This is a genomic window from Exiguobacterium sp. MH3 (genome assembly GCF_000496635.1).
In the GTDB taxonomy this organism is placed as follows: Bacteria; Bacillota; Bacilli; order Exiguobacteriales; family Exiguobacteriaceae; genus Exiguobacterium_A; species Exiguobacterium_A indicum.
Genome location: NC_022794.1, coordinates 1011468 through 1031146 on the forward strand (window position 1 = coordinate 1011468; position 19679 = coordinate 1031146).

Consider the following 19679-nt stretch of genomic DNA (forward strand, 5'->3'; position numbering starts at 1 on the left):
CATGTTAGATACGCGTGCGCGTAAAATCGTTCAACCCCTATTTGATCAAGGGGCGACCTTATTTAAGAAAATTGGATTATCGGCGACACAGGTGACGATCATCTCCGGCATCATCGGTGGTGCGACGGGCTTTTTCGTCTATAACGACATGATGGGAACGGCGATTGTCTTGTTGTGGATCTCGGGCATGCTTGATGTCATCGATGGAACGATGGCACGAAAAGAAAAGACGACTCCAATCGGCACGATTCTTGACCTTGTTCTCGACCGGATCGTCGAGCTGTCAGTATTGATTGGACTTGCGCTTCGGTTTCCGGAAACGCAGGTCGTTATTCTGTTGCTCGTCGCATCATTCGTCATTGGGATGACGATGTTCCTTGCAATCGGAGCGGTCAGTGAAAATTACGGCTACAAGTCGTTTCAATATCAACCGGGACTGGTCGAGCGAACGGAAGGGTTCTTATTCCTAACAGCGATGATCCTGTTCCCAAGCGCCATCATTTGGATCGCAATTGTCTTTTTGATTGCTGAACTCTATACGGTCGGGGAGCGATTCCATCAAGCTTCGAAGGTGTTACGATGAGTGAACAAGAGATGATCATGACTGTGGATCGAGCGGGCAACCTGCTCGGACCTCGTCCACGATCGGAAGTCCACGCTAACGGCTTGTGGCATGAAACGTTTCATTGTTTCGTTTACGATCCAAAGCGGGACGTCGTGCTGCTCCAGCAACGGTCTGAACAAAAGAAGGACTTTCCAGGAATGCTTGATATCACGGCAGCGGGTCACTTGCTTGCGAATGAGACAGTCGAGGATGGTGTCCGGGAACTCGAGGAAGAGATTGGTTTGACGTGTACGTTTGATCAATTGATACCGCTTGGCATCCAGGAAGAGGAGTTTCGGGATGCGTCACTATGGGACTGTGAGCGATGCCATGTCTTTCTTGCTCGAAGTGATCAAGCGATAGACGCATACGTCCTCCAGGAAACAGAAGTGAAGCGATTGATTGCTTTTTCGATCGAGCAGTTTGAGCGAATTGCTGACATGTCCATCGAGCGTATTCAGGACACGACAGGCGAGTGGTTCGATCGTCGTCAATTCGTTCCGCATCCTTCTTCTTACTGGAGACATGTACGACAGGGAATCGAGCAATTACGAAAATAGAAAGAATGGGAAAGAAATAACGCATGAAGACCTACGATCGAAAGTGATTTCGCTCGCAGGTCTTTTTTTAATCGTACATTCGTTCGACGCAAGAGTAGCGAAATTAAGATATATTTGAGATAATTAAGTATATATACAAAAGAAGGAAAGAAGGTGCAGCCAGTGGCATTACGATTTGCACTACTCGGGCTGCTGACCCAAGGGGAAGCGACCGGTTACGATTTAAGCGCGACTTTTAAAAAACAGATGATCCACTTCTGGACCGCACACCATACTCAAATATACCGAGAGTTGTTGAAAATGGAAGAGGCAGAGCTCGTGACGAGTGTTCATATCGTCCAAGAAGACTTGCCGGACAAGAAAGTCTATTCGATTACCGATAAAGGGCGTACGGAGCTCGTTGAATGGTTACGGACACCAAATGAATTCAAACCGAAGATGAAGGATGAGAACTTGATGCGGGTGTCGCTCTTGCATCTGCTCCCACCAGAGGAAGCCGTTGCTTATTTGGAAGAGTCGAAGCGGCACCATCAATTTGCCGTCGAGATGATGCATAGTTGGCGTCACGACCACCTCGAGAACGGTGCAACACTAGGGGAGACCTTGACGAGTGAGTACGGCTTGCGTATGATGTTGAATTACTTGGATTGGTGTGACTGGGCAATCGCGGAAATCAAAAAGAACGAAGCAAACGTCTAACCAAATTGGCTCGATTGTCATGTAGATGGCGGATTCGAGCCAGTTTTATTTTGTAATAGGATTTAGTAAGGAGAGAATCGATGTACTTTAATGACTATGAAGACTGGATTGAGGAAGAGGCGGAAGCCTTATTTCACTTACATGAAGAACGGTTGATACGAGAAGCAATCTCGTATTCGCAATTCACGGCGTATGTAGAAGAGGCACTCCTTGAACCATTATTACTGAAGCTACGTTGGCTAGGAGAAGCAGAAGAAGAGGAGATTCTAGAACGGGCGGATTCAATCGTTTGGGAGAATGCCTCGGGTCATTCGGAAGCTTCCCTTCGGCGAGATGTGTTACGACGGGTCGTCGAGCGAGACTTTACTGCGCATATCCTCGCGTACCTCACACCAATTCTTGAAGCTAGACAAGCTACTTATGAGGCGGAATTGAAGCAGCTTCAATTGGCGCATGCTGAACAAATAGATGAGGTCAAACAACACGAGCAACAGATTGAACTCGGACCGCCACCTAAAAAAGTCAAAAAATGGTGGTACCTCAAAGAAAAAGAAGTAGCACGTTCCTATACGGAGGAAGAACGATCTGCATTGCAAGCCCAACAGCAACAACTCGAGGACGAGTTAAAGCGACTCGAACAAAAAACACGTGAGACAGAAGCTGACCTCGAACGATTGGATTCAATTCACCGTCTATAACGTATGAAAAAATGGAGCATGCGACATGATGTCGCGTGCTCCATTTTGTATGAATACTATCTATTACGCTTGTGTCGCCAGTTTTGCGAGGACTAGTTTTGCGACTGCTTCACTTGACGCTGGGTTTTGTCCTGTGACGACGTTGCCATCGATGACGGCGAATTCCTTACCGGCATCCGATGTGAGGAAAGTAGCGCCTTCGCCACGGAGTGTCGTCTCAAGCAAGAATGGTACTTTATCTTCGAGACCTGTCGATTTTTCTTCTTCGTCTGTGAAGCCGTTGATTTGACGACCTGAAACGAAAGGTTTGCCATCGATCATGACGTGCGCGAAGGCCGCTGGACCGTGACAGACTGATGCGACGACGCCATCTTTTTTGATGACAGCTTCAATGGCACCAGCCACTTGTGGGTTATTCGGGAAGTCGACGACTGCACCGTGACCACCTGGGAAGTAAACAGCATCAAATGATGCTGGATCGACTTCCGAGAGTGCTTTCGTGTCGTGCAACGCACGGCGTGCATCTTGGAATTTTGGCAAGATTTCTTTGACGATCGATGCTTTATCGATCGGGACGTCGCCACCTTTGATCGAAGTGACCGTCACGTCATGTCCTGCATCCTTAAACAGGTTGTATGGTGCTGCGAACTCTTCGAACCATAATCCTGTTTTGTGACCATTCATGTCATCTGCACTTGTTGATACGATTAAAATACGAGCCATAATAAAACTCCTCCTCTGTATGAACGTTACAAAGAAGGAGTTTCCCGGAGATATGAAGAGTTAAACCTCACCGGTGTTCCGTATAGTGATGAACCGGTAGTGTAGCAAGTGCCTGGTCGATTTGAGCTTGTGAGATCGACTCTTTCATCGCTTGGACGTTTGCCTGAAGCTGTGACACGCTCGACGCACCAGGAAGGACGATGTCGACCTGTTGATCGATGGCTTGCAACGCAAGCGCAGGAAGCGGGAAATCTTGAAGTTTTTGAAGACTCGCTTCAAGCGTTTCCTTATCGAATTGTTCGAACCGATCAACCGACTGCAGGCGTGAAGCACTCTCATGTGTCAAGAGTCCTTTTGCCAGTGGACCACGGGCAACGACTTGGATGTTTTTCTCTTTTAAGCGTGGCAACAACTCTTCGATGCGGCGATCGAGCAACGAATAAGGCGTCATCAAGTAAGAGAAATTACTATGCTCGAGCCAATATTCGATGACATTCGGGCGCAGTGACGACAGACCATATTCCTTGATCTTCCCCTCTGCTTTTAAATCTTCCATTGCGCGGATCGACGCATCGATGTCATCATCGATCGTGCCGCCGTGGACGTAATACAGGTCGAGATAAGGTGTTTCAAGACGATTCAAACTTTCAAGACAAGCTTGCTTCAGATAGTCATAACTCGGATCCCATGTCCAACCGGTTCCGGTCGCGTTCATCCGATTCCCACCTTTTGAGGCGAGGAACAATCGACTGCGATCCTCTTGTGAGAAGGTTTGACCGATGATGGATTCGACCGCTCCGTTCGCATAGACGTCCGCTGTATCGAAGTGCGTGATTCCGGCATCAAGTGCCGTCCGCAGGATTGCTGTTGCTTCCTCCTGACCACGCTTTAAGATCGTCATCGTACCTAATCCTAATGACATGTTCAATTCCCTCTTTTCTTAGATGAACTATAAGTTTGGAACTTCTGCTTTCTAGTGTATCATATCTGATGAAAAAGACGATTTCGAAGTCTTGCGGCAATACGTCGGAAACGGCATACTAATCATGACAGAGAGCGTAAACTAAGATAGAAGAGGGGAACACATCCGATGGAAGAAAAAACGATTGAACGTGAAGTGATTTATGAAGGAAAAGTCTTTGATGTCGAGAAACATGTCGTCACGTTACCGAACGGCAATACCTCGGTCCGTGAATTGGTCTATCATAATGGTGCCGTCGCAATCATTGCTTTTGATGAACAAGGTGATTTGATCGTCGTGGAACAGTACCGGAAGGCGTTCGAGAGTCTATCGATCGAGATTCCAGCAGGAAAACTCGAGAAAGGCGAAGATCCACTCGATTGTGCCGGACGCGAATTAAAGGAAGAAACAGGATACGTCGCGAAAGAGTTACGACATGTCTTTGATTTCTACGGTGCGCCTGGTTTCTGCAGTGAGCGTGTACATATCTATGAAGCGATTGGTCTGACTGCCGGTGATCGTCAACTCGATGAGGATGAGTTCCTTGAGAATAAGACATTGAAGCTCGAAGAAGCACTCGAACTCGTTGCAAACGGAACGATCGTCGACGCGAAAACGATCATGGCGATCCAGCATTGGCAAATTCGTACTTTAAAATGATTCTCATTTAAATGATTTTCAGTTGATAATCATTTTAATTTGAAAAAAGACTGATTATCAGCTATGATAATAGCATCAGTTCGAACAAAGGGGGCGTTATGATGGAAAGTCGTGTAGAACGCATCAAAAAACAGCTAAGCGGTAAAGGATATAAGCTGACTCCCCAACGTGAAGCGACTGTGCGTGTCCTGCTCGAACACGAGTCGGATCACCTCAGTGCCGAAAATGTCTTTCTCCTTGTAAAAGAAAAGAACTCCGACATCGGACTTGCGACGGTTTACCGGACGCTCGAATTATTGACGGAGCTTGAAGTCGTCGATAAAGTCAACTTCGGAGATGGCGTATCCCGGTTTGATTTACGACAAGAAGGTGCGAGTCATTCGCATCACCATCTCGTCTGTATCGAATGCGGATCCGTCGAAGAGATTTTAGACGACATGCTAGAAGAAGTAGAGAAAGAAATCGTGTCCCGATTCCACTTTAAAATCAAGGATCACCGCCTGACATTCCATGGCGTCTGCCGTGTCTGCCAAGAGCGTCATGCTCGGGAAGCGTTGGAACAATCGCAAACACAAACAGTCTGACCGTCCGACGAAATTTCGGATGGTTTTTCTTTTTCAATTTTATAGGTCAGACCTCTTCACAACGGTTTACACCTTTGATATGATGGGAAAGTAAGCGATTTCGTAAACGAAGAGGATGAGTTCAGTGCGTGAACAACTGGAAGCATTTATCAATTATTTAGTGATTGAACGGCAAATGTCCGCGAATACGGCAGCTGCGTATCGAAATGATTTAAATCAATACTTACAGACGCTTGAAACAGCGGAAGTTTCCTCGTTCGAACAGGTTCACCGACATCATATCGTCGACCATATTGAACGATTGCTTGAAGCACGAAAGTCACGATCGACGGTTCGCCGGGCGACGAGCTCGATCCGTTCGTTCCATCAATATTTGGTCGAAGAGAGACTTGCAACACATGATCCGTCTCGTCATCTTGATTTACCGAAACCGGAGAAAAAGTTGCCCGTCGTCTGGAGTCAAACGGACGTCGAACGCTTGCTTGATTCGGTCGTCGGTGTCGATCCGCTTACACGACGAGATGCAGCAATGCTTGAGCTTCTCTATGGAACAGGCATGCGCGTCAGCGAACTGCTCCAACTGAAGTTGAACGATTTGCAACTCGAACTCGGGTATCTGTCGTGTCTTGGGAAAGGGAACAAATCCCGGATCATCCCGATGAGTACGACATCGATTGAAAGTGTCAGGACATATCTTGACCTCGCGCGCAATAGTCTCGGCGGTCAAAAGACGGACGATGTCTTCTTGAACAGTCGCGGTGATCGTTTGTCACGGCAAGGGTTTTGGAAGATGATCAAGCGACGGGCAAAGGAAGCGGGTATTGAAAAAGAGATCACACCGCACGTCCTGCGCCATTCGTTCGCGACCCATCTACTTGAAAATGGTGCCGATTTACGCGTCGTACAAGAAATGCTAGGACACGCTGATTTGTCGACGACACAAATGTATACACACGTTAACAAAGCACGACTTCACGACGTGTATAAGAAACATCATCCACGGGCATGATGGTTCTATCTTTTAAAGGTCTGACTTCAGACAAATGATGCGTTTTGTCTAGTCCCTTTCCGGGAAAAATCGTAACGGGAATCGCACAACTACAGCTCGTATATAGGAGGAACAGCAAATGGCTCAATCATTTAAACGTGTATTTTTGATCGTCATGGACTCCGTAGGAATCGGAGAAGCACCGGACGCTGAACAGTTCGGAGATCTTGGTTCGCATACGCTCGGTCACATCGCGCGTGAACGCAACGGACTCAACATGCCGAACATGGCAAAACTCGGTCTCTCGCATATCGAACCGATCGAAGGTGTCTCAGCTGAAGAAGCACCGCTTGCGGCATACGGAAAAATGCAGGAAGTATCTGCAGGGAAAGATACGATGACAGGGCATTGGGAGATCATGGGACTCCGGATCGATACACCATTCCGTGTCTTCGAAAAATTCCCGGATGATTTGATTCATCGCCTAGAAGAGTTCTCAGGTCGGAAGATCATCGGGAACAAACCGGCTTCTGGTACGGAAATTCTCGACGAACTCGGACAAGAACATGTCGAGACAGGCGCCTTGATCGTCTATACGTCGGCAGACTCTGTTCTTCAAATCGCAGCACACGAAGAAGTCGTGCCATTAGAAGAATTATACCGGATTTGTGAATACGCACGTGATATCACACGGGATGACCCGTACATGCTCGGTCGTATCATCGCGCGTCCATTCCTTGGTGAAGCAGGAGCGTGGGTCCGGACAGCGAACCGTCACGACTATGCACTTAAACCATTCGACCGGACGGTCATGAACGAACTCGAGACGGCAGGACTCGATGTCATCTCGCTCGGTAAGATTGCTGATATCTACGATGGAGAAGGCGTCACGGATGCAATCCGGACGAAGTCGAACATGGACGGGATGGATCAGCTCGTGAAACAACTTGATCGTGATTTCAACGGACTTTGCTTCTTAAACCTTGTCGATTTCGATGCGTTGTTCGGACACCGTCGTGATCCGCAAGGCTACGGACAAGCACTCGAAGAGTTCGATGCACGTCTACCTGAAGTGTTTGCTCGCTTAAACGAAGACGATCTCTTGATCATCACGGCTGACCACGGAAACGATCCGGTTCATGCTGGGACTGACCATACACGGGAATACGTACCATTGCTTGCCTACCATAAAAATGGTGTTGCAAAACCGCTCGGTATCCGTGAAACGTTCGCTGATCTTGGAGCGACGGTCGCAGAAAACTTCGCCGTCAAGATGCCGGCACATGGAACAAGCTTTTTAACAGAACTATAATTCGAGGGAGCGATTCAGATGACAGTCAACTGGAATGAAACACGTTCGTTTTTAGAAAGCAAGATGCAGGCAAAACCGGAGATCGGATTGATTCTTGGTTCAGGACTGGGTGTCCTCGCGGATGAGATCGAAAACCCGATCGCGATTCCATATCATGAAATCCCGAACTTCCCAGTATCAACGGTCGAAGGACACGCGGGACAACTCGTCTTCGGTACTCTTGAAGGGAAACAAGTCGTTGCGATGCAAGGGCGATTCCACTTCTACGAAGGATATTCGATGGACATGATCACGTTCCCAGTCCGTGTCATGAAAGCGATCGGTGTCGAGACATTGATCGTCACGAACGCAGCGGGTGCTTGTAACGAAGCGTTCGAACCAGGTGATTTGATGTTGATCACAGATCACATCAACTTCTTCGGTACGAACCCATTGATCGGGAAGAACGTCGATGAGATGGGACCACGTTTCCCGGATATGTCGAAGCCGTATGATGCGGAATTACTTCGTCTTGCACAAGAAACAGCAGATGAACTCGGAATTCGTGTCCGTCAAGGTGTCTACTTCGGAAACACTGGTCCAACGTATGAGACGCCAGCAGAAGTCAAGATGGCACGGATGCTCGGTGGCGACGTCGTCGGTATGTCGACGGTCCCTGAAGTCATCGTTGCCCGTCATTCCGATATGCGAGTCCTTGGGATCTCATGTGTCTCGAACATGGCAGCAGGTATTCTCGACCAACCGTTACATCATGATGAAGTCATCGAAACGACAGAACGTGTCCGGGCACACTTCCTATCACTCGTTCGCGGTTCGATCAAAAAAATGTAACGACTGTTTATAAAACTCACAAACCACTCCTGAGGAGGAACTAGATTATGCGTATGGTAGATTTGATTGCAACAAAACGAGACGGTGGCGAACTCGCAACAGCTGATATTCAAGCAATGGTAGAAGGATTCACGAATGGTGAGATTCCAGATTACCAAATGTCAGCGATGTCGATGGCGATTTTCTATCAAGGAATGTCAGATCGTGAAATCGCTGATTTGACGATGGCGATGGTCAACTCGGGCGACGTGATCGACCTTTCACGTATCCACGGGAAAAAAGTCGATAAACACTCGACAGGCGGTGTTGGTGACAAGATCAGTCTGATCGTCGCACCACTCGTTGCGTCAATCGGCATTCCGGTTGCGAAGATGAGCGGTCGTGGACTCGGTCATACAGGTGGAACCATCGACAAACTCGAAGCGTTCCCTGGTTTTGACGTCGAGCTTTCAGAAGAAGCGTTCGTCTCACAAGTCAACGACATTAAGATGGCAATCATCGGTCAAACGGGTAACCTAACGCCTGCAGACAAAAAACTCTACGCCCTTCGTGACGTCACGGCGACGGTCAACTCGATCCCATTGATCGCAAGTTCAATCATGTCGAAGAAGATTGCAGCAGGAGCAGACAGCATCGTACTCGACGTCAAGACGGGTTCTGGTGCCTTCATGAAATCGTTCGAAGATGCAAAAGCACTTGCGACAGAGATGGTTTCGATCGGTAAGAGTGTCAACCGTAAGACGGTTGCTGTCATTACGGACATGGATCAGCCGCTCGGCTTTGAGATCGGAAACGCAAACGAAGTCAAAGAAGCGATCGAAGTCCTTCAAGGGAAAGATGTCCGTGACTTGAAAGTCATCGCCTTGACGATTGCATCACACATGGCAGTCCTCGGTGAGTTCTACCCGACGTTTGACGAAGCATATGCGGATCTCGAAACACGTCTCGGTAACGGCGCAGCACTTGACGTCTTCAAGAAGTTCATCGCAGCTCAAGGTGGCGACGCGTCACTCGTTGACGACATGACAAAAGCACTTGAAACGAAATACGAAAAAACATTCGTCGCTTCAAAAGCAGGTTATGTCTCTGAAATCATCGCTGACGAAGTCGGTGTTGCAGCAATGATCCTCGGTGCAGGACGCGCGACGAAAGCAGATGAGATCGATCACGCAGCAAGCGTTACGTTGCACAAGAAAGTCGGCGACCGTGTAGAAGTCGGCGATGTCATCGCAACACTTCGTTCAAACAAAGAAACACTCGATCAAGCAATCGAAAAAATGGATCACGCGTACCATATCAGTGAAACGAAACCGGCAGAACGCCCGCTCGTTCACGCTGTTATCCAGTAAGCAATCCAATCAGCAATACTTGAGTAGTGGACGTCGTCCGCTACTCTTTTTTGTGATAAAATCAAAAGTGTAAAAAATTGGTATTGAAAAAGAGGGGGAGTATTCATGAAGCTTATGAAACGTTTGACCATCCTGTTATTCAGTCTAATCGGAGTCATCGGATGCGGCAGTGTCATACTAGTTTTTTCCTTTTGGCAAAGTACGAAGCCAGACGCAGCAGAAGAAGCGAAAATAAAAAACGAAGCCAAGGTTTATTTAGAAAAGCAAAAGTATCTAAAGGAAGCACGAGTGACCGGTAGTGTTTACGATAGTATGGGGAATTTTTCATTTGATTATGCGGCACAAGCAGTTGATAAAAAAACGAATACGGAGTTTTTAATCTATCAGACTGAAGAATCGGGAACGTTCGTCGATTCGTATCATGCGTCACTTTGGGAAGACCAGCTAGAACGACGTATCATGTCTCCTACGCTTGAAAACATTGATGAGAAATTGGATGTACACGTTTTATATGATAACGAAGAGATCCAACAACTTGGTGACGCGCGTTTTGAGCCAAAAGCTTACTTACGTGAAGACGTAGCACCGACCGTCTTAATTGATGTCCATCGTAAACGACATGAACTGGACAAAGTACGAATCGAAGAGTGGGCAAAGTCGTTGCGTGAACAAAAGATCCTGCAACACATGACGGTCAAGATTGATTATGTCTCGAAAAAAGGTGAGTTACTGGAGGATGGGAATTCGTTGTTCGTAACGTTATAAAATGAATTAAAAAATGAGAGTACGCGGTTCCCATTCGATTTGTTATACTGGAAATACTTGTAATGAATAAGGGGGAACTTTCATGAAACCACCACGTTTACAAAAAGGGGATAAGATTGCCATCGTCTCACCGGCGTCTGCTGTCGCAGCATACGTACCGCGTCGTCTCGCCCGCGGTATCGCAACACTTGAAAAAATGGGCTTTGAGGTCGTCTTGATGCCGAACGCAACAGCTGTCCATAGTCATACGGCAGGAACGATCGGGGAACGGCTACAAGATTTACATATGGCGTTCGCTGATCCGTCGATCAAGGCGATCATCTCGACGATCGGTGGGTTTAACTCGCACCAGCTACTCGACGAACTCGATTATGAATTAATCCGGAACAATCCGAAGATCTTCGTAGGTTACAGCGATATCACGGCACTGTTTGCTGGGATCTATCAGCAGACAGGATTGACGACGTTCGTCGGACCCGCACTGCTGACGCAGTTCGGTCAATTCGATGGTCTTGATCCGTATACAGAAGAATCGTTCAAACGTACGTTCATGCAGACGGAGCCGATTGGTCGGATCGAAGCGTCTGAGGAGTGGACAGATGAGGTTTTACGCTGGGATGTCGCGGACGACCGAAGACGAGAACATCAAGTGAACGCAGGGTACACGATCGTTAAGACCGGTGTCGCAGAAGGTCCGATTCTGACGGGGAACACGGGAACACTTTTACTGCTTGCCGGAACACCTTACTTGCCATCGTTTGACGGTGTCGTCTTGATGCTTGAGGATGACGAGAGTGAGACACCAGAAACGATCGACCGGTATTTCACGCAATTGCGACACATGGGTGCGTATGACAAGATTGCGGCACTCGTCGTCGGACGCTTCCCGCGAAAAGTCGATTTTGACCCGGACTTCCCGCTCAAGGACATCATTCTGCGCGCGACGCGAGGCTATGATTTCCCGATCATTCTCGATGCGGACTTCGGGCATACGGATCCCGTCACGACACTCGCGAATGGGGTGCAGATTCGTGTCGAAGCAACGGATTCGGTGACACTCGATGTGTTAGAGGCAGCCGTCGAGTAAAAAGGTCTGCACGACGCCTTGAAATTTGGTACACTGTACCATGGAATCACGATCTTGAATCGTGACGAATCTCCTGCTGAAAAGCACGAAAGGTTGGTCAAACATGCAAAAAACTGGTCATATCTTATTAGAAGATGGAAATAAAATCGAATTCGAATTGTTCAACGATGAAGCACCGATCACGACTGAAAACTTCGAAAACCTTGCGAACTCGAACTTCTACGATGGATTGAACTTCCACCGTGTCATCCCAGGCTTCGTCTCACAAGGCGGATGCCCAATCGGAAACGGTACAGGCGGTTCAGGAAAAACGATTCCTTGTGAAACGTCAACATCATACCCACACAAACACAAGGCGGGTTCACTCTCGATGGCACACGCTGGTCGTAACACAGGATCAAGCCAGTTCTTCATCGTACACGAGCCACAACCGCACCTCGACGGCGTACACACGGTCTTCGGACAAGTGACTTCAGGTCTCGAACATGCACAAAAAATGAAGCAAGGCGCTGGCATTAAAGAAATCCGCGTCGAAGCGTAAGTTCTTGCTCCTCTTCGAACGTTCGAAGAGGAGTTTTTCTTTTTTTAGAACCGGGTACAATCAGTAAGGGAACTCAACTCGAAAAGGAGTGTTTGTCATGCGTTTAGAAGGAAAACGAATCATCCAAGTCGTCAGCAATGACTTCGAGGATTTAGAATTATGGTATCCAGTCCATCGCTTACGTGAAGAAGGCGCAATCGTCGACATCGTCGGTGAGAAAGCGGATGAAACATATATCGGGAAGTACGGTGTCCCAATCAAATCGAATAAGACGTTCGATGAGATCAATCCAGCAGAATACGATGCGATTCTTGTTCCAGGTGGTTGGTCGCCCGATCTATTACGCCGCTTTGACTCTGTTCTGAACATGGTGCGTCATTTTGACCAGAACAAACAACCGATTGGTCAAATCTGCCACGCTGGTTGGGTGCTGATCTCTGCTGGCATCTTAAAAGGCGTCAACGTCACGAGTACGCCAGGGATTAAGGATGACATGACGAATGCGGGTGCGATTTGGCATGATGAAGCAGTCGTCGTCGACGGACATATCGTCTCGAGTCGTCGTCCGCCCGATCTACCGGACTACATGCGTGCCTTCATCCAAGTGATGGAAGAACAAGCGTGATTCAGATGCAGGGGACGTCACGAGACGGACTCCTGCATTTTCATGGATTATGAAAAAAATGCAGTAATTCTGTGTGAGAAGGTGTAGAATGAATGAGTCTCAGTCGTTCATGCTCCTGAGAGTTGTTGAAATTAGGAAGGTGTAGAATCACATGCTAGTAAAATATAAGAAGTTGAATGAACGGACCGCGATGGGGCTGATCGCCTTTTCGTGCGAAGTGAAGGATCCGAAGTATTTGCTTGAAACGGTTCAAGCCTATGAACAGGAAGAAGACCAACGCTTGTATTTGTACAAACAAGATGAGGATTTCGTCGGTGTCATCGGGTTTCAATTAATGGATGGCCATGCTGAATTGAAACATATCGCATTATCACCGTCTTTCCGTGGAGAACGGATGTCGTATCTCCTACTCGATGAAGCAGCCAAACTTCTTCGAACGGATATTACGGGTGCGACCGAAGAGACGCAACGCCTCGTCGACAAATGGAAAAATCAATAAAAAGACCGGTCCATGGCTCAGATGGACCGGTCTCTTCGGTTTTGTAGCGCTTCTTGTCGTGCCGTGACGACATCCGTACGATCGCGTAAACGGTGTTTATGTGTCACATAGTCGAGATCAGGTGCTGTCGCTTCAAGTGCGACGGCTCGGATGACGTCCGAGAAGACAGGTAACGGGATGTGTCGATAGACCTTATCCGTAAAATGGTCGCGATGATCGAGCAAATATGAGACGTCGATCCCGGACGCAATCAGTGATGCCCGGTGACGTTCGATTTTATCGAATGCTTTCGCATATGTCCGCTGTGCCCCAGTCGTATTTCCGCGGCGGTGATGATAGCGGGCGACGGCCAGTTGGATCAGACCGACAAGCGCCTCGTCCTGGCGTTGTCCTTCTTGCCAGACTTCCTCTAAGATTTCATGGCACTCGAAGTAATCGTGCCGAATGTTGAATTCAAATACGAATCGTTCAATCGGATTCATGGAATCACCTCTTCCTTTGAATATAACATAGTCGAACCCATCCGTTGTATGGTATACTAAGGCGCAAAAAACGTTGATGGGCAGGGAGAATCATGGAATCATACAGTGTAAAGATGGATGCGTTTGAAGGCCCGCTGGACTTGCTGTTACACTTGGTTGGTAAATTAGAAATCGATATTTATGATATATCCGTTTCCATGGTGACGGATCAATATGTGTCCTATATCCGTGCGATGCAGCATCTTGAACTAGATGTTGCTAGTGAATATCTTGTCATGGCAGCGACGCTGTTGCAACTGAAAAGCAAACAACTCTTGCCGATCGAACAGACGGAATACGATGAGATTCCTGATTTCGAGGAAGAACCGACACGAGAAGGTCTGATTCAACAGTTGATCGAGTATAAAGCATATAAGGAAGCAGCACTCGTCCTGAAAGAAAAGGAAGAGGCACGCCTTGAGCTGTTCTCGAAACAACCAGAGGATTTGATGCGTTATCTCGACACGGATGCACAAGAGTATAACGGTACGTTATCACTGAGTGATTTATTACGTGCTTACGAAAAAATGCGCCAACGGGAAGCCTGGAAGGTACGCCGTTCGAAGACGGTCAAACGGGAAGAACGTTCACTCGAGCAACAGATGGAGTCCGTTGCCCGGTACGTCGCGACCCGTGAGCGGACGACATTCTTCGGTTTTTTTGCGGAGCAACCGACGGTCGAAGAACTAGTCGTCAGCTTCCTCGCTGTTCTTGAGCTCGTGAAGCAACGGGTCATTGATTGTGAACAGATGACCGATGATATCCTATTGCGGAGCATGGTGAAGGAGGAGAGTCAGATTGGCGTATGAACAAATCATTGAGAGCCTGTTATTCGTCGTCGGAGACGATGGAATCGATCCGCGTGGTCTCAGTCAAGCGCTAGAGATCAGTGAAGCGGCAGCGCGTGAACAGTTGCTGGCTCTTCAAACGACATTCGAAGCAGAGCAGCGTGTGTTGCAAATCGTGGAGTCGGGTGGTGTCTTTAAGATGGTGACACGAAAAGAGATGTCGCCATATATTCAGGCATATGCCGGTTCGCTCGCAGAAGATTCCTTGTCTCGAGCAGCAATGGAGACACTCGTCATCATCGCATACAAACAACCTGTCACACGTGCTGACATCGAAGTCGTTCGTGGTGTGAAGACGGAGCGTGTCATCCATACGTTAAGTGCAAAAGGTTTGATTGAAGAGGCGGGACGCGCTAAAGGCGTCGGTCGCGCAAAATTGTATAAAACGACGGATCATTTCCTGGACCATTTTGGTCTGAACAGTATTGAAGAGTTGCCGCCACTCGAGTTCGAAGAAACGTTCGAATCGGATGGAGATCTCTTCTTCCGGAATGATCCTTCATTAGAGGAGAGAGTGAATTAATGGAACGGTTACAAAAAATCATCGCACAAGCAGGTGTCGCTTCGCGGCGTAAAGCAGAGGAATTGATCACAGCAGGTCGCGTCAAGGTCAACGGAAAAGTCATCACGGAGCTTGGAACGAAAGTCGGAGCACGTGCCGAAGTCGAAGTAGACGGTGTGAAGCTCGAACGGGAAGAACACGTCTACTACATGCTCTATAAACCAACAGGTGTCGTTTCGACGGTTGAAGACGACAAAGGACGTAAGACGGTCGTCGATCTCGTACCACCCGGACACCGTGTCTTCCCAGTCGGTCGACTCGACTACAATACGAGCGGTCTTCTTTTAATGACGAATGACGGTGAATTCTCGAACCTCTTGCTTCACCCGAAATATAAGGTACCGAAGCGTTATATCGTCAAAATCAAAGGTGTACCAGAATACTTCCACGTCAAAGGTCTTGAAAAAGGTGTCGTCTTACCGGATGGTTTCAAGACAGGTAAAGCACGTGTCGAGATGCGCGATATCGATAAGAAGAAAAATACAGCGATTCTTGAAATGGTCATCTACGAGGGACATAACCGTCAAGTCCGTCAAATGGTCGAGACACTCGGTTCGGAAGTCTTGAAGTTGAAACGTGAACAGTTCGGTTTCTTGACACTGGCCGGTCTTACTTCTGGCGAGTGGCGTGAACTTTCAAAAAAAGAAGTCAATCAATTGCGTGAGCTAGCGGATCCAGCCGCTCCACCTACGAAAAGACGTAAGAACACAAAAAAACGTTAATTTGTAAAGCGAGAAGCTCATCCTCCGGGTTGAGTTTTCTTTTTTTGTGACAAAACGATTAACGAATTTCACATTTTGTCAACGGTAAAGCGATTTCAAGTACAATATGGGTGGAGGCGGTAAAATATGAAAAAAACGAAACAAAATCCGGAAGAACGCTTAGCAGCGGCCCAGCAAAAAAAGAAGAAACGCTCCTTCTGGCGTCTGATGATCATGACGATTGTCTTGTTCGCCGGAGCAGTCGTCATCATGCAATTCGTCGATCAAGCGACACGTGATAAAAACGGTCGTGTCATGGCAGGCGATGATGCCCCTGGTTTCGCACTCGTCGATCTATATGGTGAGAAACAGCACTCGATGGACGAATACAAAGGAAAAGGACTTTTACTCAATTTCTGGGGAACATTCTGTGAACCATGTAAGAAAGAGATGCCATTGATCAATGACAACTATCAGATGATGCAAGACCAAGGCGTCAATTTCGTAGCGGTCAATGTCGGTGAAACACCAGTTCGTGTCTCAAGCTTCATCAAGGATATTGGCGGAACGGACTATCCGATTCTCATGGATACGAACAGTTCGGTCGAGAAGGCTTACGGGATCTACAACTTACCTGTGACGTTCATCATCAATAAAAAAGGTGAAGTCGTCGAGAAGTATGAAGGTGAGATTGATCAAGCGAAGCTCGAAGAGATGGTGAAGAAGGCGAACGAGTAACGCATCGAAGGGGGATTTAAGGATGCAGGAGCAAGAAGATTTCAAACAACTGGACATGCGTTACGAGGAAGCGGAGCTTCGATCGAAACGTAAGAATCCATCTTGGATCGACCGGGCATGGACGTTCTTCTCGTCCGTCAAGGTCGGGTTATGGTTGATTGCCTTGATCATCATCGCGAGCGGGGTCGGAACGATCTTCCCGCAAGAGATGTATATTCCACAGGCAACACCACCAGAAGAGTTTTACCAAAAGGAATACGGCACGGCAGGTGACATCTACTATACGTTAGGATTCCATAACCTATTTGAATCATGGTGGTATATCGGATTGATCACGCTTTTATTACTCTCGATCATCATCGTGTCGATTGACCGATTCTTCCCGCTCTACCGAGCACTGAAGAAACAACCGGTCATCCAGTCGGACCGTTTCATGAACGGTCAGCGATTTGGCGCGGAAGCGACTGGCGATGTCAAAAAAATCGATGCGATCGCACCGTTGCTTGAGAAAAAAGGCTATAAAGTCCGTCGACAAGACGGGGCACTCTTAGCGGAAAAGCAACGTTTCGGACGATGGGGTCCATACATCAATCATATCGGACTCGTCTTATTCTTCGGTGGTGCGATGCTTCGAGTCGTACCAGGGATGCACGAAGATGAATTACTTTGGCTCCGCGAAGGAGAGACGTTGCCGATCGAGGCGACGGACAATCAGTACTACTTGAAAAATGAAGCGTTCAACATCGAGTTCTATGATCCTGAGAAGGTCGATGAGAAGTTCAAGAAATCACTTGAAGCAGCAGGCGGAAACGTACCGAAGAACTATGATACGAAGATGACGCTGTACAAGAAAGTCGGCGAAACAACCGATTTCAAACCGAAGCTTGAAGAAATCAAGTCAGGTGAGACGGCAGTCAACCGCCCATTCGAATTCGATGATTATCAAGTCTTCCAGGAACAATACGCGGCAGATCCGGAATTCAAGACGATGTCGTTTAATATCGTCAACCAGAAGACGGACAAAGTCGTCGATACGATCAAAGTCGACTTGCGTGATCCGAAAGAAACATATGCTTTAAAAGATGGATATGAAGTCGAACTGAAGGACTTCCTTCCGGACTTCGTCGTTAAAGATGGTCAGCCAACGACGAACTCGGGACGTCCAGTCAATCCAGCCTTCGTCTTTAGTATCAAGTCACCGGAACATCCGAAAGGTGAACGGAGTTTGATTGGGATCAAATTGAACGTCGGTGGAGATGAGAACCAGTACAAAATGGCATTCGCGGGTACGGAACTCTCGAACATCTCGGGTGTCCGGATTAAAAAAGATCTGACGCTACCGTTCCTGTTTGCAGGTGGTATCATCTTCATGGCAGGTTTATTGATCGGAATGTACTGGCCACACCGTCGTCTCTGGCTCAAAGAGAAGAACGGTCGGATCCAGATTGCTGGATTTACGAACAAAAATGCATTGGGGCTTCAAAAAGAAGCTAATCTCGCGTTGACGGAAGTCGGTCTACCAGAACTTGAGGATCGACAAAAGTTGCGGGAAGAGGGGGAAGCTAAATGAATTTGCTTCAGTTGAGCAGTAACCTGCTCCTTACATCATTCATCGTCTACCTCGTCAGTACAGGATTCTTCGCTGTAGCGACGAGTGGTAAAAAAGGACCGACGCGTTCTGGTAAAATCGCCTTTACGCTCGCAATCATCGGTTTCCTCGCGCAGCTCGGATATTTCTTCACGCGCTGGGCTGGAGCTGGGCACGTTCCAGTTTCGAACTTATATGAATACACGACATTCTTCGGCATGATGATGGTACTTGGTTTCTTGATCGTTTATGCCATCTACAAAAACAACGTCCTTGGCTTGATTGCGATGCCAGTTGCATTGCTCGTCATCGCCTATGCGTCGATGTTCCCGGATGAAGTCCAACCGTTGATCCCAGCACTACAAAGTGTTTGGCTCAAAATCCACGTCACGACGGCAGCGCTCGGCGAAGGGATTCTGGCCGTCAGCTTCGCGACGGGATTACTGTATCTGATTCACGCGACAGATTTCAGTAAGGAATCGAAAACACGGACGTGGCTCGAAGTCGTCATGTTCTCACTCGCATGTGTTGTCGGTTACATCTTAGTTGGGCTGTTGTTCAAAGCAACAGGTTCTGCATCGACGATCGAATACGTTGCGAAAAACGGTGCAACGATGACACATGACTACGCGATGCCAGTCTTGACCGGTCCTGAAGGCGGAAAAGTCTTATCGGGTTCAGGTGCCGTCATCGAATTACCGAACTTCTTGAACGCGAACAAAGTCAATACGGTCTTATGGTCGATCATTGGTGGCGTCGTCTTATACGTCTTGCTTCGCTTCGTCATTCTTCGCAAGCGTCTTGCTGAGAGCTTGAAGCCGATTGCACGTAAGATTGATCTTGAGACAGCAGATGAGATCAGCTATCGTTCTGTTGCGATTGGTCTTCCAATCTTCATCCTGGGCGGTCTGATCTTCGCGATGATCTGGGCGCAAATGGCTTGGAGCCGTTACTGGGGTTGGGACCCGAAAGAGGTATGGGCACTCATTACGATGCTCTTCTACGTCTTTTATCTCCATATGCGCATCCAGCGTGGTTGGATTGGTAAAAAATCAGCTTGGTTATGTGTCGGCGGATTTGCCGTCATCATGTTCAACCTTGTCTTCGTTAACCTTGTCGTAGCAGGATTACACTCGTACGCGTAAGAAAAAGCAAGCAGCGGACCCGGAAACGGTCCGCTGCTTTTTCGTGTGCGTCTGACCGAAGTGTGCCTTTTCGGAGAAATCAGCCGGAGC

24 protein-coding genes are annotated in these 19679 nt (G+C 47.9%); 21 read left to right on the plus strand and 3 right to left on the minus strand.

What is annotated here, in order from left to right:
- Position 1 precedes the first annotated feature (1 nt).
- The 4 genes from U719_RS05075 (at position 2) to U719_RS05090 (ending at position 2561) form a co-directional block, all read left to right on the plus strand.
- Positions 2-583 (plus strand): CDP-alcohol phosphatidyltransferase family protein, encoded by a 582-nt coding sequence (locus U719_RS05075; RefSeq protein ID WP_023467668.1) that lies wholly within the window; start codon positions 2-4, stop codon positions 581-583.
- The gene (locus U719_RS05080) at positions 580-1164 is read left to right on the plus strand and encodes an NUDIX domain-containing protein (protein WP_023467669.1); all 585 of its coding nucleotides are present in this window, start codon (positions 580-582) and stop codon (positions 1162-1164) included. The genes U719_RS05075 and U719_RS05080 overlap by 4 nt, the downstream gene beginning before the upstream one ends.
- A 162-nt stretch (positions 1165-1326) precedes the next feature.
- A complete protein-coding gene (locus U719_RS05085; RefSeq protein WP_023467670.1) occupies positions 1327-1863 on the plus strand; it encodes a PadR family transcriptional regulator in 537 nt (178 codons plus the stop codon).
- 80 nt (positions 1864-1943) lie between these two features.
- Entirely contained in the window at positions 1944-2561 is a 618-nt protein-coding gene (locus U719_RS05090; RefSeq protein ID WP_023467671.1) for a hypothetical protein, read from the plus strand.
- A 63-nt stretch (positions 2562-2624) separates the two neighbouring features.
- Here U719_RS05090 and U719_RS05095 read toward each other — a convergent pair whose 3' ends face one another.
- Together U719_RS05095 and U719_RS05100 are read right to left on the minus strand one after the other, a co-directional pair.
- Positions 2625-3284, minus strand: a complete 660-nt coding sequence (locus U719_RS05095; RefSeq protein WP_023467672.1) for a type 1 glutamine amidotransferase domain-containing protein — start codon at positions 3282-3284, stop codon at positions 2625-2627.
- A 67-nt stretch (positions 3285-3351) separates the two neighbouring features.
- The gene (locus U719_RS05100) at positions 3352-4206 is read right to left on the minus strand and encodes an aldo/keto reductase (protein ID WP_023467673.1); all 855 of its coding nucleotides are present in this window, start codon (positions 4204-4206) and stop codon (positions 3352-3354) included.
- Positions 4207-4374: 168 nt separating this feature from the next.
- Here U719_RS05100 and U719_RS05105 point away from each other — a divergent pair, with 168 nt between their 5' ends.
- From U719_RS05105 to U719_RS05155, 11 genes are all read left to right on the plus strand, one after another.
- Positions 4375-4905 carry an NUDIX domain-containing protein gene (locus tag U719_RS05105; protein ID WP_023467674.1) on the plus strand — a complete coding sequence of 177 codons (531 nt, stop codon included), beginning with the start codon at positions 4375-4377 and terminating at the stop codon, positions 4903-4905.
- A 101-nt stretch (positions 4906-5006) separates the two neighbouring features.
- Positions 5007-5489 (plus strand): Fur family transcriptional regulator, encoded by a 483-nt coding sequence (locus U719_RS05110; protein WP_023467675.1) that lies wholly within the window; start codon positions 5007-5009, stop codon positions 5487-5489.
- A gap of 124 nt (positions 5490-5613) precedes the next feature.
- Entirely contained in the window at positions 5614-6498 is an 885-nt protein-coding gene (gene xerD / locus U719_RS05115) for a site-specific tyrosine recombinase XerD (protein ID WP_023467676.1), read from the plus strand.
- A gap of 118 nt (positions 6499-6616) precedes the next feature.
- A complete protein-coding gene (gene deoB / locus U719_RS05120; RefSeq protein WP_023467677.1) occupies positions 6617-7789 on the plus strand; it encodes a phosphopentomutase in 1173 nt (390 codons plus the stop codon).
- 18 nt (positions 7790-7807) lie between these two features.
- A complete protein-coding gene (locus U719_RS05125; RefSeq protein WP_023467678.1) occupies positions 7808-8620 on the plus strand; it encodes a purine-nucleoside phosphorylase in 813 nt (270 codons plus the stop codon).
- A gap of 47 nt (positions 8621-8667) precedes the next feature.
- On the plus strand, positions 8668-9969 hold the full coding sequence (locus tag U719_RS05130) for a pyrimidine-nucleoside phosphorylase (protein WP_023467679.1): 1302 nt from the start codon (positions 8668-8670) through the stop codon (positions 9967-9969).
- Between the two features lie 105 nt (positions 9970-10074).
- The gene (locus U719_RS05135; RefSeq protein ID WP_023467680.1) at positions 10075-10734 is read left to right on the plus strand and encodes a hypothetical protein; all 660 of its coding nucleotides are present in this window, start codon (positions 10075-10077) and stop codon (positions 10732-10734) included.
- 82 nt (positions 10735-10816) lie between these two features.
- The gene (locus tag U719_RS05140) at positions 10817-11821 is read left to right on the plus strand and encodes a S66 peptidase family protein (RefSeq protein ID WP_023467681.1); all 1005 of its coding nucleotides are present in this window, start codon (positions 10817-10819) and stop codon (positions 11819-11821) included.
- 103 nt (positions 11822-11924) lie between these two features.
- Positions 11925-12362, plus strand: a complete 438-nt coding sequence (locus tag U719_RS05145; RefSeq protein ID WP_023467682.1) for a peptidylprolyl isomerase — start codon at positions 11925-11927, stop codon at positions 12360-12362.
- A gap of 97 nt (positions 12363-12459) precedes the next feature.
- On the plus strand, positions 12460-12987 hold the full coding sequence (locus U719_RS05150) for a type 1 glutamine amidotransferase domain-containing protein (RefSeq protein WP_035398198.1): 528 nt from the start codon (positions 12460-12462) through the stop codon (positions 12985-12987).
- Positions 12988-13159: 172 nt separating this feature from the next.
- Entirely contained in the window at positions 13160-13486 is a 327-nt protein-coding gene (locus U719_RS05155) for a GNAT family N-acetyltransferase (RefSeq protein WP_235147629.1), read from the plus strand.
- A 17-nt stretch (positions 13487-13503) separates the two neighbouring features.
- Here the strand turns inward: U719_RS05155 and U719_RS05160 are convergent, their stop codons facing one another.
- A complete protein-coding gene (locus tag U719_RS05160; protein ID WP_023467685.1) occupies positions 13504-13968 on the minus strand; it encodes a DUF309 domain-containing protein in 465 nt (154 codons plus the stop codon).
- Positions 13969-14060: 92 nt separating this feature from the next.
- On the opposite strand from U719_RS05160, the gene U719_RS05165 reads away from it, so the two are divergent.
- The 6 genes from U719_RS05165 (at position 14061) to ccsB (ending at position 19589) form a co-directional block, all read left to right on the plus strand.
- Positions 14061-14816, plus strand: coding sequence for a segregation/condensation protein A (locus tag U719_RS05165; RefSeq protein ID WP_023467686.1), 756 nt, complete (start codon positions 14061-14063; stop codon positions 14814-14816).
- Positions 14806-15378 (plus strand): SMC-Scp complex subunit ScpB, encoded by a 573-nt coding sequence (scpB, locus tag U719_RS05170; protein ID WP_023467687.1) that lies wholly within the window; start codon positions 14806-14808, stop codon positions 15376-15378. Before U719_RS05165 ends, scpB begins: the two co-directional genes overlap by 11 nt.
- Positions 15378-16139 carry a pseudouridine synthase gene (locus U719_RS05175; RefSeq protein WP_023467688.1) on the plus strand — a complete coding sequence of 254 codons (762 nt, stop codon included), beginning with the start codon at positions 15378-15380 and terminating at the stop codon, positions 16137-16139. Before scpB ends, U719_RS05175 begins: the two co-directional genes overlap by 1 nt.
- 126 nt (positions 16140-16265) lie before the next feature.
- Positions 16266-16856 (plus strand): thiol-disulfide oxidoreductase ResA, encoded by a 591-nt coding sequence (gene resA, locus U719_RS05180; RefSeq protein ID WP_023467689.1) that lies wholly within the window; start codon positions 16266-16268, stop codon positions 16854-16856.
- A gap of 22 nt (positions 16857-16878) precedes the next feature.
- On the plus strand, positions 16879-18426 hold the full coding sequence (locus U719_RS05185) for a cytochrome c biogenesis protein ResB (protein WP_023467690.1): 1548 nt from the start codon (positions 16879-16881) through the stop codon (positions 18424-18426).
- Positions 18423-19589: a c-type cytochrome biogenesis protein CcsB gene (ccsB, locus tag U719_RS05190; RefSeq protein ID WP_023467691.1), complete on the plus strand. Its 1167-nt coding sequence runs from the start codon at positions 18423-18425 to the stop codon at positions 19587-19589. The genes U719_RS05185 and ccsB overlap by 4 nt, the downstream gene beginning before the upstream one ends.
- Positions 19590-19679: the final 90 nt, after the last annotated feature.